The organism is Promicromonospora sp. NPDC050880, from assembly GCF_044456525.1.
Lineage (GTDB): Bacteria > Actinomycetota > Actinomycetes > Actinomycetales > Cellulomonadaceae > Promicromonospora.
Genome location: NZ_JBITFV010000003.1, coordinates 457,074 through 470,451, shown reverse-complemented (window position 1 = coordinate 470,451; position 13,378 = coordinate 457,074). Strand labels below are relative to the sequence as shown.

The window sequence follows — 13,378 nt, the reverse complement described above, 5'->3', positions numbered from 1 at the left end:
ACTCCGGGGCCGGCCGTCGTCGTCGCTCCGTGGCCGCGGTCGCCGCGCTACATTCGCGGGATGGATGTGGTGGTCGCCGGATCGCACGGACTCATCGGCTCCGCGCTCGTCGCGGACCTCGTGGCGCGCGGGGACGGTGTGCGACGGCTGGTGCGCCGGGGCGCTGCCCCGTCCGCGGACACCACGGACACGGCGCCGGGCGTCCGGGACCTGGAGTGGGACCCGCGCACGGGCGAGCTCGACCCTGCCACGCTGGAGGGGGCGGACGCCGTCGTCAACCTGGCCGGCGCCGGGATCGGCGACCATCGCTGGACCGCGGCCTACAAGCAGACGCTCGTCGGCTCCCGGACCACGACCACGAGCCTGCTCGCCCGGACCATAGCCCGCCTGGACACCCCGCCCGTGCTGGTCAACGGCTCCGCGATCGGCGCCTACGGCGACCGCGGGGACGAGGTGCTCACGGAAGCCTCGGGACGGGGCGAGGACTTCCTGGCCGGGCTGGTCGAGGCGTGGGAGAACGCCACCGCCCCCGCCGCGGAGGCGGGCGGGCGCGTCGTCTGGCTGCGCACGGGCCTGGTCCTGGCGCCGAGCGGCGGCGCACTGGGCAGGCTGCTGCCGCTCCTGCGTCTCGGCGTCGGCGGGCCGCTCGGCAGCGGCCGCCAGTGGTGGAGCTGGATCACCCTCGCCGACGAGGTGGCCGCGATCCGCCACGTCATCGGGGCGCAGGACGTCCGGGGGCCCGTGAACGCCGTCGCCCCGGAGCCCACCACGAACCGGTCCGTGACCCAGGCCCTGGCGCAGGCGCTGCACCGCCCGGCGGTGCTGCCGGTGCCACGGTTCGCGCTGCGGGTCGCGGTCGGCGAGTTCGCGGGCGACCTCGTCTCCTCCCAGCGGGTCGTCCCCGGAGTGCTCGCCCGGACCGGCTTCGCCTGGGCGCACACCAGCCCTCAGGAGGCGGCCCGCTGGGTGGTGGACGAGGTCAGCGCACCTCGCTGACGCGCCAGCCGCCCGGCGTCCACACGAGGATCAGGTCGGCCGACTCCTTGGACGCCGGCACCGCCGTCTCGCCGTCGGTCGACACCTGCAGGTGCGCGCTGATCGTGTACTGGATCCGGACGACCGCCTCGATGGGGGCCTTCGAGCCCTGCTCCGCCGCGGGCGCGTCGGAGCTCTCGGACGTCGTCAGCGACGCGGGGGCGACGTCCTCCAGGGCGGACGCGGCGCCCGGTCCCATGGTCACCAGCTCCGTCGACTCCACCTCCGCCGACGCCCCGACCACCTGCGCCCCGGACTGCCGGAGCTCGTCGATGATCTTCTCGTCCGCCTGGTAGGCGGGCGAGCCCTCCACGTTGACGGTCTTGATGTCCGACACGGCCCCCGCCAGCAGCGCCAGGCGACGCTCGGTGAGCTCGACCGCGGCGCCGGCCGGGTCCTTGGCGTTCGCGACCGGGCTGATGCCGCCCCAGCGGGGCGCGGACGCCTCCGGCGTGGGCGCGGCGACCGCGGGCTCCTCGCTGCCGAACATGTTGGGCAGCGCCATGACGCCGGCGGTGACGCCCGCGATGACACCCGCCGCGATCATGCCCGTGGCGACCAGGGAGACCGCCGTCGTCCGCGGCTGGGTGGTGCCGCTCACCGCCGCCGCGCCCGCGCTGCCGCTCAGGGGCATCGTCGCCCGGCGGCGCGCCTTGGCCGCCCAGGCCCGGCCGTCCACGGCGGCGAGCGAGCCGGTCAGCGTCCGCGCGGCGGACCGCCACGCCGACGGGGTGTGCGCGCCGAGCGGCACGTGGCCCGTGAGGGGCACCGGACCGCTGAGCGCGGCCGACACCAGCGCGGAGCCGTCGGGGAGGCGCACCGGCTCCGGCGGCACGGCGTCGTGCACCAGGGAGGCGAGGGTGCCCGGCTCGGGGCGGTCGCGGGGGTCCTCGGCGCGGGCGCGGGCGAGCACGGAGCGCAGTGCCTCGTCCGCCTCGGAGTGCATGCTCGGACCGGGGAAGCCGAGCACCGACTCGATGAGCGTCGCCAGGGACGTGACGTCGACCGGGTCGTCGCTGTGCTCCGGGAGCGTCACGCGGGGGCGCAGGACCGCGGTGCCGTCGGAGCGGAGCAGCACGTCGGTGGGCCGGACCCCGCCGTGGACGAGGCCCACGCTGTGCAGGGCCGCGAGGGCCTGGGCGATCGCGACGGTGACACCGGATCCCTCCGCGGGTGTCAGGGGACCCCGCGAGCCGACGGCGGTGGGCAGGTCGACCGCTCCCGTGCGCGAGAGCCGCACGTCGAGGTTGTCCGGCCCGTTCGGGGAGATCGCGATGAGCGGCACCAGATGGGGGTGGTCCAGTGTCGCGAGTGTGTCCAGTCGGCGCACCAGCAGGGCGCGCGCCGCGGCGTCCGTGGGGACGGCTACGCGGACCAGTTCCGCAGATTCGATGTAGTGCACTCGTTCATGAGAACTCCGGCGGTCGGAACGCGCCCTTTATCCACAGGATTTGCCGAATCGGTCACCCTGTGGGTGAACTGACCGAATGCCTTGACCACGGGTTGGCTCTGCGGTATGCGACCGGACAAAGAGCCTGCTCACGCCGGTATCAGACGTCGACGAGCCGGCCTTCCCGGGCGGACAGGCGGGCGGCGTCCAGGACCTCGGCGGTGCGGACGGCGTCCGCGGGGTCGACGGGCGCCTCGGCCTCGCCGGCCAGCCAGTCCGCCACCGCGGTGTAGAAGTCCTCGTGCCCGCCGCGCGGCCGGGGCACCGGTGTGCGCTCCCGGCCCCGCACGAGCCAGCCGTGGGTGCCGTCGGGCTGCTCGGCGTCGAGCACGTCGAAGGGGGACGCGTCGCCCTCGAACGAGTTCACGAGGTAGGCCCCGCCGTCGCCGAGCACCCGGGTGCGCGGGCCCGGGGCCCCGACCAGGGATCCGGCCCACAGCCGGGAGACCACTCCCTTGGCCGGCGGCTCCGCCCCGAACAGGACGTCGGCGCCGGTGGCCCGCCCGGGCACGGCGCCGAGCCGGTTGCCGGGCTCGGTGCCGGGGGCCGCGTGATGCAGCACGAGGAAGACGTCGTCCTCGGTGGGCGTGGACAGGGCGCGGGTCTCGGCGTAGACGGCCACGACCGGGCCGAAGAGCTGGGTCGCGGAGTCCACCAGGTGCGGGCCCAGGTCGAGCAGGAGCCCGCCGCCCACGACGTCGTTCTCCTTCCAGCGCTGCTGGGGCTTGGGCCGCCAGCGTTCCCAGTGCCGCTCGAAGGTGTGCACCGTGCCGAGGTCGCCCCGGCGCAGCAGCGCGGCGAGGGTGAGCTGCTCGGGGTCCCAGCGCCGGTTGTGGAACACCGTGAACGGCGTGCCCGCCGCCGATGCCGCCGCGACCACGCGCCGTGCCTCGGCCGCCGTCGTCGCGATCGGCTTGTCGAGCACGAAGGGCTTGCCCGCCAGGGAGACGGCGGCGGCGTGCTCCGCGTGCAGGCCCGACGGGCTGGCGACGACCACGAGGTCGTACAGGCCGGATTCGGCGAGCATCGCGGGCAGGTCGTTGAACAGGCGGGCGCCGGGCCAGTCACCGGCCGCCTGGACCCTCCGGCCCGAGTCCCGGGCGACGACCGCGGTCACCGACATTCCCGCTGCTCGTGCCAGGCGGGCGTGGATCTGCCTGCCCGCACCCCCGTAGCCGACGATCCCGATCCGAAGTGCCATGGCCCCCATGGTGCCCCGCGCCGCCCGGCGACGCGAGATTACTGGTCAGCGCGTAAACAGGCGTAACACAACTCTGGCAGACTTGAGCAAGCAGTGCGTTTCATACTTTCTCAGTCTTTGTCAGGGCATCGCCCTAGACTCACCGGCCGACAGAATGAGGGGCTCGTGTCCGCCACCGCCAGGAAGAAGTCCAGCCAGAAGCGCAAGACCCTGCAGCTCGTGCTCATCGCCGTCGCCGCGCTCGTGCTCGCCGGGAACTTCGTCGTCAAGTCCCTGGGCGACGACGTCGCCCCCGCCGAGGGCGCCGAGGGTTCGGCGCTCGCGACGCTCGAGGACCTCACGGTCCAGGACGCCGCCAGCGAGGCCGGCTACGACCGCGAGTCCGACTTCGGGACAGCATGGCAGGACGTGGACGACAACGGGTGCGACACGCGCAACGACATGTTGCAGCGTGACCTGGAGGACATCGAGTTCAGCTCCGGCGACACGTGCGAGGTCGCGTCCGGCACGCTGGACGACCCGTACACGGGCGAGACCATCGCGTTCGAGCGCGGCGAGAACTCCGGCGACGTGCAGATCGACCACGTGGTGGCGCTGATGAACGCCTGGACCACCGGCGCGGCGGACTGGGACAAGGAGAAGCGGGTCCAGATCGCCAACGACCCGCTCAACCTGGTGGCCTCGGACGGCCCGGCGAACATGGGCAAGGGCGCCCGGGACGCGTCCGAGTGGCTCCCCGAGAACCAGGCCTACCGCTGCGAGTACGTGGCCCGGCAGATCGCCGTCAAGGCCAAGTACGGCCTGTGGGTCACGCCCGCGGAGCACGACGCCATGGCGGACGTCCTGACGAGCTGCCCGGCGGAGCCGCTCCCGGCATCCTGACCGACCTCTTGCCGCCTCCCGGCACACCACTGCCGAGCTTGGTCCAGCAGGCCACCGCGAACCATAACCGGGCCCGTTCCGGCCGCCGGCCGCCCGCTGAACCCAGGTCGGTGAACGGTGCAGCCGTCCGCCCTCCGTGGACGTAGGCTGGCGGCCATGGACACGCCCATCGGCATCGAGCACCTGTCCGGTCACGTCGACTACCACGAGGGCTGGGAGCTCCAGCGGCGCACCCACGAGTCCGTCCGTACCGACGAGCAGGGCGACACGCTCTTCCTCCTGGAGCACGCGTCCGTCTACACCGCCGGCGCCCGCACGCACCGCGACGAGTTCCCGACCGACGGCACCGAGGTGGTCAAGGTGGACCGGGGCGGCAAGATCACCTGGCACGGGCCGGGGCAGATCGTGGCCTACCCGATCATCAAGCTCGCCAAGCCGTTCGACGTCGTCGAGTACGTGCGCACGCTGGAGCAGGCCGTGATGGACGTCTGTGCGACGCTCGGCGTGGAGACCATCCGCGTCGAGGGCCGGTCCGGTGTCTGGGTCGCCGCCGACTCCCCCGACGTCCCGCACGCACGGCGGGAGCGCAAGGTGTGCGCCATCGGGGCGCGCGTCGCCAAGGGCGTCACCATGCACGGCCTGGCCCTGAACTGCGACGCCGACCTGGCCGCGTTCGACCACATCGTGCCGTGCGGGATCGACGACGCCGACGTCACCTCGCTGACCGCCGAGCTCGGCCGCCGGGTGACCGTCGACGAGGTGCGCCCGCTGCTGGAGGCGGCCCTCGTGGAACGCCTCGCACCGCTGCTCGCGCGGGAGGACGCGGTGGTGGCGACGTCGTCCGTGGCCGTCGCCGCCACCGCGTGACGAACGCCACTGCCCGCCCCCCGGGCGACCGCTCGCCGTCGGTCAGCCGAGGCATAGGCTGGGCGAACCCGCTGACCTGGGAGGGATCTGCGTGACCATCGCACCTGAAGGCCGACGCATGTTGCGCATCGAAGCGCGCAACGCGGCCACGCCCATCGAGAAGAAGCCCGAGTGGATCAAGACCCGGGCGGTGATGGGCCCCGAGTACCGCGACATGAAATCGCTCGTCAAGGGCGAGGGCCTGCACACGGTGTGCGAGGAGGCCGGCTGTCCCAACATCTTCGAGTGCTGGGAGGACCGCGAGGCCACGTTCCTCATCGGCGGTGACCAGTGCACGCGCCGCTGCGACTTCTGCCAGATCGACACCGGCAAGCCCGCCGACTTCGACAAGGACGAGCCGCGCCGCGTCGCCGAGTCCGTGCGGACCATGGGCCTGAAGTACTCGACCGTCACCGGCGTCGCCCGTGACGACCTGGCCGACGGCGGCGCCTGGCTCTACGCCGAGACCGTGCGCCAGATCCACGCGCTGAACCCGGGCACCGGCGTCGAGCTGCTGATCCCGGACTTCAACGCCATCCCCGAGCTGCTGGACGCCGTCAACGAGTCGCGCCCCGAGGTGCTCGCGCACAACGTCGAGACCGTGCCGCGCATCTTCAAGCAGATCCGCCCGGCGTTCACCTACGAGCGGTCGCTCTCGGTCATCACCCGGGCCCGCGACGCCGGCCTCGTGACCAAGTCGAACCTGATCCTCGGCATGGGCGAGACCATCGACGAGGTCAAGCAGGCGCTGCAGGACCTGCACGACGCCGGTTGCGACATCATCACGATCACCCAGTACCTGCGCCCGTCGCTGCGCCACCACCCGGTGGACCGCTGGGTGCGGCCGGAGGAGTTCGTGGAGCTGTCCGAGGCGGCGGAGCAGATCGGCTTCCTCGGCGTCATGGCGGGGCCGCTGGTGCGTTCGTCGTACCGTGCGGGCCGTCTGTGGGGACAGGCGATGACCAAGCACGGCCGCGCGATCCCCGAGGCGCTGTCGCACCTGGCCCAGCCCACGACCTCCCGTCAGGAGGCGGCGAGCCTGCTGGCCCGCTGAGCCGGCGCTCCTCCTGCTCTCAGTACACGCGAAGAGCACTAGAATCGATGACCATGGCCAGAACCTCGTCCGGCGGCGACGCGCGCAACGACGCGCCCGCCGTCAAGCAGAAGAAGCCCAAGAAGCGCCGCTGGTATCACCAGCTGTGGGACGTCTACCAGATGACCCGCAAGCAGAACCCGCTGGTCACCTGGTGGATGCTCGCCGCGTTCGTCGGCGTGGTGGCGGTGGCGCTGCTCATCGGCGTGCTGACGGGTCCCTGGATCTACGCGCTGGTCATCGGTGTTCCCTTCGCCGTGCTCGCGGCGATGTTCATCCTGTCGCGCAGTGCGGAGAAGGCCGCGTACACGCAGATCGCCGGCCAGCCCGGGGCTGCCCGCGCGGCGCTCGGCACGGTGCGCGGCGGCTGGACCTTCGAGGACGAGCCCGTCGCGGTCGACGCCCGCAACCAGGACTTCGTGTTCCGCGGCGTCGGGCGGGCCGGCGTCGTCCTCGTCTCGGAGGGGCCGCCGCACCGCGTGGGGCGTCTCCTGGAGCAGGAGCGCAAGAAGGTCAGCCGCATCCTGTCCAACGTGCCGGTCACCCTGATCCAGTGCGGCGACGCCGAGGGCCAGGTGCCGCTCACCAAGGTGGCGCGCTCCGTCTCCCGGCTCAAGTCGACCCTCACGCGCGCCGAGGTCAGCGAGGTCAGCAAGCGGCTCAAGGCCATCGGCGGCATGAAGCTGCCGATCCCCAAGGGCATCGACCCCACCCGCGCCCGCCCCGACCGCAAGGGCATGCGCGGCCGCTGACCCGGCCGGCACCGGAACCGCCTCACGAGAGGGGCGTCCTCGTCATCGAGGGCGCCCCTCTCGCGTGCTCCCGCCGCCGCAGATCACCCGTCCGAGGGACGGACGCCGCCAGGCCGGGCCCTGTGAGTTCTGGCACTCTGGGGATCGCCGCCGGTGTCTCGACCTGCAGGTCTCCCCGGGGTTACACGGCCGAGAGGCCCGAGAAACATTCCCGCAACAATCAGTAACCAGAGAGAAACCACCTGCCCATAGGTTCATGGCGATCCGCGAGCGATCGTTCCCGGCTCGTCCGGCGCGCGGTCCGACGGACTCCCCCTGAACTTATCGAGCGAGCAAGGAGCGCAGATGTTCAAGAACGCCGAGGAGGCGATCGCCTTCACCCGCAACGAGGGGGTGGAGTTCGTCGACGTCCGGTTTATCGACCTGCCGGGCGTCACGCAGCACTTCAACATCCCGGTCGAGCAGTTCGACGAGGACGCCTTCAGCGAGGGCCTCATGTTCGACGGCTCGTCGATCCGCGGTTTCCAGGCGATCCACGAGTCCGACATGAAGCTCGTGCCGGACGTCACGACGGCGTTCATCGACCCGTTCCGCAAGGCCAAGACGCTGATCGTCAACTTCTCGATCGTGGACCCGTTCACGGGTGACGCCTACGCTCGCGACCCCCGCAACATCGCGGCCAAGGCCGAGGCCTACCTGAAGTCGACCGGCATCGCCGACACCGTCTTCTTCGGCCCCGAGGCCGAGTTCTACATCTTCGACGACGTGCGCTTCAAGACCGCGTCGAACGAGAGCTACTACTCCATCGACTCCGTCGAGGCCGCGTGGAACACCGGCCGCGAGGAGGAGGGTGGCAACCTCGGGTACAAGACCCGGTACAAGGGTGGCTACTTCCCCACGTCGCCGAGCGACCGCTTCGCCGACCTGCGCGACGACATGGTCAAGATCCTCGGTCAGGTGGGCCTCTCCGTCGAGCGCGCGCACCACGAGGTGGGCACCGCCGGCCAGCAGGAGATCAACTACAAGTTCAACACCCTGCTGCACGCCGCCGACGACCTGATGAAGTTCAAGTACGTCATCAAGAACGTCGCGTTCGAGGCCGGCAAGTCGGCCACCTTCATGCCGAAGCCGATCTTCGGCGACAACGGCTCGGGCATGCACTCGCACCAGTCGCTCTGGAAGAACGGCGAGCCGCTGTTCTACGACGAGAAGGGCTACGGCGGCCTGTCCGACCTGGCTCGCTGGTACATCGGTGGCCTGCTCAAGCACGCCCCGTCGCTGCTGGCGTTCACCAACCCGTCGGTGAACTCCTACCACCGCCTGGTGCCCGGCTTCGAGGCTCCCGTGAACCTCGTCTACTCGGCCCGCAACCGTTCCGCCTCGATCCGTATCCCGATCACGGGTACCTCCCCGAAGGCGAAGCGCATCGAGTTCCGCGCGCCGGACCCGTCGTCGAACCCGTACCTGGCGTTCTCCGCGATGCTGATGGCCGGCCTGGACGGCATCAAGAACCGCATCGAGCCCCCGGCCCCGGTCGACAAGGACCTCTACGAGCTGCCGCCCGAGGAGCACGCGCAGATCGCCCAGGTCCCGACGTCGCTCGGTGGCGTGCTCGACGCGCTCGAGGCCGACCACGAGTACCTCACCGCCGGTGACGTGTTCACGGAGGACCTGATCGAGACCTGGATCGCGTACAAGCGCGAGAACGAGATCGACCCGATCCGCCTGCGGCCGCACCCGCACGAGTTCGAGCTCTACTACGACATCTGACGGTCGGTCCCCCGGGACCTGCTGAGATGCGCCGAAACGGCGGCTGACCTGCACTTACGTCTTGCGACGCTGCGCAGCGTTGGCCGCCGTTTCTCGTGCTCCCGTGTAACTCTCGTGTAATTCCCAGGTGGTCCGTGCGGGCCTGTGTCTCGGCTTCTACAAGATCAAGGCGCGCCTGCGGCGCGCGGGCCCGCGCCTACGGCGGGCCCCGCGATGGGGACCCCCGCGCGGCGCGCCTGGCGGCCCTTTGCGCCACCCCCACCGCACCCCACCTCCGGCGCGAGCCCCACAAGGAACGGCGGGACACCACATCCAATGACTGAAATCAGTCCGGCCGAACTGGCCAAGCTCGTGCGAGCCGTAGCAGTGCTGGCGCTACCCGCAGATGGCCAGATTGCATGGCTGTCGTCTCTCGGGATGGGCGAACCAGGCTTCGCGGACGAACTCGCCATGGAACTCGAAGACGGGGCGCTGCTCGCCGGACAATTTGTCCGCGCTGGTTGGATAGAACCGGAGGTTGGGAGCGCGGTCGCAGCGCTGGATTCGTTCCTTGCGGTCAAGAGCCGTGCCGACACCAAAGACTTCTGGAGCCTGAACTCGCTTAGGCACGATCGGGAGTGGGATCGGATCCGCTCGATGGCGGCCGATGTACTGAGAGCACTCTGACAAAGGCCATCTTCTCCGGCTCTCAGCAATGCCGGCGCCAGTGCCTCCGGCGGGCACCAACCGAACTCCAGAGGGGCGGGGAAACGCCCGTGGGGTCCCTGTCCCTCGAAGCCCACCCGCCGTTCACCACGCGTCTGCTGCCAGGAACGGGGCCATCCTGGCAGCAGACGCGTGGTGAACCGCAGGGCCGATCGCGTCGATCAGGCGGGTCACTGCCGAACCACCTCCCGCACCGGCTCGAACCGGTCGTGCTCCGTCTGGCACACGCCCTCCCCGTGGGTCAGCCCGGGCAGGTCCCGCTGCAGCGTGGCGACCGCCCCGGCAGGGATCTCGCCCCGCAGGACGGCGACGCCTGCGCCGGCGACCCCCGACTCCGACGGGACCCCGCCCAGCCGCCCCACTAGCGAGGTCACGGCGCCGACGGCGTCGTCCGGCAGCTCGATCACGAACCGGTGCACCGGCTCGCACACCACCGTCCCGGCGCGCCGTACGGCGGCCGCGAGCACGCGCGGCGCCAGCCCGCGGAAGTCGGCCCCCGTGCTGGACATCGCCTTGTTGAACTTCTGGTGCATGTGGCTCTGCCGTGGCGCGTACCCCGAGTGGGTCATGACCACCCGCGCGTCGGGCACCGGGTAACGCAGCGGCCCGCCCGCGAGCGAACGGCGCACCGTGTCCTCCGTCGCGTCGAAGAACGCCGGCGGCATCGACCCGCGCTCGCACTCCAGCTCGAACGTCACCCCCGAGCCGACCGGCGCGGGCTCCACCCGCAGCCCGATCGTGGCCAGGAACTCGTTCCCGTCCTGCTTCTTCACCTCCAGCGCGTGCCCGACGCCGGTCAGCCGCTCGGTGCGCGCCGTCCGCACCTCGCCGAACCGGGCCTCGACGCCGTGCTCCCGCTGGAGGATCGCGGCCAGCACCTCGCGCTGCACCTCGCCGTAGAGCGAGACCGTGATCTCCTCGTCGCGGCGCCGCACCCGGATGAGCGGGTCCTGCTCGGCCAGCTCCGACAGCGCGGAGTACAGCCGTCCGCGCGCCTCCGGCGCCGCGTCCACGACCGTCTCGTACGACGGCGGCGGGAACTGGCTCGCCCGCTCGTCCCCGGGCAGCCTCGGCCCGACCACGTCGCCGACCCGCGCCGTCGCCAGCCCCTGCACGACGGCGATCTGGCCTGCCCCCGCCGTCGGCCGCGCCGCCAGCGACCCGCGGTGCGCAACGCGCAGCCCGGTGATCCGTTCGGCGCGCCCGTGGCCCAGGTCGATCCGGTCGCGCAGGTGCAGGACTCCCGACCGCATCCGGACGAACGCGCGCTTGCGGCCGCCCTCGCGGTCGATCGCGAAGACCACGCCGGACGGGCCCGCGTCGGACGCCGACGCGTTCGCCGCCCCCGCGTCGGGCGCCGCCGCGTTCGCCGCCCCCGCGTCGGGCGCCGCCGCGTTCGCCGCCCCCGCGTCGGGCGCCGCCGCGTTCGCCGCCCCCGCGTCGGGCGCCGCCGCGACGTCGGCCACCGGCAGGAACTCCCCCAGGGCGGCGACCAGCTCCGGCACCCCCACGCCGGTCACGGCCGACCCGAACAGCACCGGGTGTGCCCGCCCCCGCCGCGACTCGTCCGCGAGCCACTCGCGCAGTCCGTCGCCGGGCAGCGCCTCCACGCGCGCGGACGAGGTTCCCGCGCCCAGCACCCGCTGCACGGGTAGCACGTCCGGGCTGAGGCGACGCACGACGGCGTCCACCACCTCGTCCGGGCGGGCGCCACGCCGGTCGATCTTGTTCACGAACACGATCACGGGCAGCCGCAGCCGTTGCAGCGCGCGCATCAGCACCAGCGTCTGCGCCTGCACGCCCTCGACGGCGGACAGGACGAGCACCGCGCCGTCAAGCACCGCGAGGCTTCGGTCCACCTCCGCGATGAAGTCGGGGTGGCCGGGGGTGTCCAGCACGTTCACGGTCACGTCGGCGGCAGGGAAGGATGCCACGGACGCGCGGATGGTGATCCCCCGCTCGCGCTCCAGCGCGAGCGAGTCGGTGAGGGTGTCGCCGCCGTCGACGGAGCCGAGGCGGTCGATGACGCCCGCGTGGTGCAGCAGGCGTTCGGTCAGGCTGGTCTTACCGGCGTCGACATGAGCGACGATCCCGAGGTTGAGGTACGACAAAGGCAGTCACGTCCGTGGTCAGGTGGGTCAGGGCACGGGGCGTGACAGCCGTCATCGGGGTTCCTCTCCTACGGGTCTCTCGGTCGCGCCCACCATGCGCCCGGAGCCCGCGGAGGATCAACGCTTTTTCGGGCGGCCCCGGCGCACGGCCACGCACGACGGCGGTGTCGCACACGACACGCTGACCACGGCCCCACATCACCCGCCCACCCGGCCGCTAGCCTCCCGGACATGATCATCTGGCTCAACGGACCCTTCGGCGGCGGCAAGACCACCACGGCGGCCGAGCTCGACGCCCTCCTGCCGGAGGTCGTCGTGCTCGACCCGGAGAAGATCGGCGAGGCGATCGTGCCCGCGCTGTCCGCCGTCGAGACGGTGCGCGACTTCCAGGACTGGCGGCCGTGGCGCGAGCTCGTCGTGGCCGCGCTGGCGTCGATTGACCGCTACGCCGGCCGCACCGTCGTGGCCCCGCAGACCGTGGTCGTGGAGCAGTACTGGGACGAGATCACCGCCGGCCTGGCGGCCGCGGGCGTGGAGGTGCGCGCGTTCACCCTGGACTGCACCCCGGACGAGCACGAGCGCCGCATCGCGAACGACCACGTGAATGTGGCGACGCTCCAGGACATCAAGATCCAGGACGGCGGCGTCGGCTGGCGACGCCACCGCGCCCCCGACTACCGCGCCGCCCTGCCCTGGCTACGCACCCGCACGGAGGTCATCGACACGACCGCGCTGCGCCCGCCGGAAGTCGCCAAGGAGATCGCGGGGCGTCTGCTCGCAGGATGACCATGCACCTGCTGCCAAGAACCTCAGTCAACTGGCAGCAGGTGCATGGTCATCTGGGCTACCCGCGGAGCGCATCCGTCACGTGGCGTGCGGCCGCGGCACCGTGGACTTGCCGGTCACGATCGCCGTGCCGGGCAGGACGAAGCAGCGCCGGCACAGCGCCTCGTACGTGAACGTGCCGTCGTCGGGCAGCGGCTCCGAGGCGCCCAGGGGCTCCAGGAACGGCACGCCGTCGCGCAGCACCTGGGTGAACGCGGCATGCAGGTCCTGGCAGCGGTCGCACACGGCCCGCCGGTAGCGCACGTCGGTCGGCCCCAGCTCCAGCAGCGCGCGCACGGTGGCGAACAGCTCGCCACGGTGGTCGAGATCGATGCCGCAGGCCAGCACCCGCGTACCGCGCAGCACCAGCTCCTCGACCACCCGGACGTCGGCGGCGGTGAACATGTGCACCTCGTCGATCGCGACGACGTCCTCCGTGGTGTGCAGCAGCGGTTCGAGGGTGTCGAGCTTGACCGTCGGGACGGAGGCCCCCGTCCGGGAGACGATGCGCGCGTCCCGGACGTGCCGGGCCGACTGCACGACGGCGCAGCTCAGCCGCGAGTACGCCAGCGGCGCCATCTGCGCGATGAGATCCAGCGACTTGCCGGACTTCATGGGGCCGAGTACCAGCGACAGCTCCACCGATGC

The 13,378-nt window shown here is 71.9% G+C and carries 12 protein-coding genes; 8 read left to right on the top strand and 4 right to left on the bottom strand.

The genetic code is table 11. The features are described 5' to 3' along the window. Nucleotides 1–60 precede the first annotated feature (60 nt). Nucleotides 61–996, top strand: coding sequence for a TIGR01777 family oxidoreductase (locus ACIBBF_RS08830; RefSeq protein ID WP_397412567.1), 936 nt, complete (start codon nucleotides 61–63; stop codon nucleotides 994–996). Here ACIBBF_RS08830 and ACIBBF_RS08825 read toward each other — a convergent pair. After that, a complete protein-coding gene (locus ACIBBF_RS08825) occupies nucleotides 980–2,437 on the bottom strand; it encodes a hypothetical protein (RefSeq protein ID WP_397412565.1) in 1,458 nt (485 codons plus the stop codon). The genes ACIBBF_RS08830 and ACIBBF_RS08825 overlap by 17 nt on opposite strands. 148 nt (nucleotides 2,438–2,585) lie before the next feature. Further along, on the bottom strand, nucleotides 2,586–3,686 hold the full coding sequence (locus tag ACIBBF_RS08820) for a Gfo/Idh/MocA family oxidoreductase (protein ID WP_397412563.1): 1,101 nt from the start codon (nucleotides 3,684–3,686) through the stop codon (nucleotides 2,586–2,588). A gap of 165 nt (nucleotides 3,687–3,851) precedes the next feature. Between ACIBBF_RS08820 and ACIBBF_RS08815 the strand changes: the two genes are divergently transcribed. The 6 genes from ACIBBF_RS08815 to ACIBBF_RS08790 all read left to right on the top strand — a co-directional run bounded on the left by ACIBBF_RS08815 (nucleotide 3,852) and on the right by ACIBBF_RS08790 (nucleotide 9,755). Then, complete coding sequence (locus tag ACIBBF_RS08815; protein WP_397412561.1) at nucleotides 3,852–4,568, top strand: HNH endonuclease family protein; 717 nt, start codon at nucleotides 3,852–3,854, stop codon at nucleotides 4,566–4,568. Nucleotides 4,569–4,724: 156 nt separating this feature from the next. Continuing rightward, nucleotides 4,725–5,435, top strand: a complete 711-nt coding sequence (gene lipB / locus ACIBBF_RS08810; RefSeq protein WP_397412559.1) for a lipoyl(octanoyl) transferase LipB — start codon at nucleotides 4,725–4,727, stop codon at nucleotides 5,433–5,435. 91 nt (nucleotides 5,436–5,526) lie between these two features. After that, a complete protein-coding gene (lipA, locus tag ACIBBF_RS08805) occupies nucleotides 5,527–6,528 on the top strand; it encodes a lipoyl synthase (RefSeq protein WP_397412557.1) in 1,002 nt (333 codons plus the stop codon). A gap of 53 nt (nucleotides 6,529–6,581) precedes the next feature. Continuing rightward, nucleotides 6,582–7,319, top strand: coding sequence for a DUF4191 domain-containing protein (locus ACIBBF_RS08800; protein ID WP_397412556.1), 738 nt, complete (start codon nucleotides 6,582–6,584; stop codon nucleotides 7,317–7,319). Between the two features lie 345 nt (nucleotides 7,320–7,664). Beyond that, a complete protein-coding gene (glnA, locus tag ACIBBF_RS08795) occupies nucleotides 7,665–9,089 on the top strand; it encodes a type I glutamate--ammonia ligase (RefSeq protein WP_397412554.1) in 1,425 nt (474 codons plus the stop codon). A 315-nt stretch (nucleotides 9,090–9,404) separates the two neighbouring features. Continuing rightward, entirely contained in the window at nucleotides 9,405–9,755 is a 351-nt protein-coding gene (locus ACIBBF_RS08790; protein WP_397412552.1) for a hypothetical protein, read from the top strand. A gap of 209 nt (nucleotides 9,756–9,964) precedes the next feature. On the opposite strand, the gene ACIBBF_RS08785 is transcribed toward ACIBBF_RS08790, so the two are convergent. Continuing rightward, on the bottom strand, nucleotides 9,965–11,905 hold the full coding sequence (locus ACIBBF_RS08785; protein WP_397412550.1) for a GTP-binding protein: 1,941 nt from the start codon (nucleotides 11,903–11,905) through the stop codon (nucleotides 9,965–9,967). Between the two features lie 231 nt (nucleotides 11,906–12,136). Here ACIBBF_RS08785 and ACIBBF_RS08780 point away from each other — a divergent pair, with 231 nt between their 5' ends. After that, nucleotides 12,137–12,691: an AAA family ATPase gene (locus ACIBBF_RS08780; RefSeq protein ID WP_397412548.1), complete on the top strand. Its 555-nt coding sequence runs from the start codon at nucleotides 12,137–12,139 to the stop codon at nucleotides 12,689–12,691. Nucleotides 12,692–12,769: 78 nt separating this feature from the next. Here the strand turns inward: ACIBBF_RS08780 and ACIBBF_RS08775 are convergent, their stop codons facing one another. Further along, nucleotides 12,770–13,372: a thymidine kinase gene (locus ACIBBF_RS08775; RefSeq protein ID WP_397412546.1), complete on the bottom strand. Its 603-nt coding sequence runs from the start codon at nucleotides 13,370–13,372 to the stop codon at nucleotides 12,770–12,772. Between the last annotated feature and the right edge of the window lie 6 nt (nucleotides 13,373–13,378).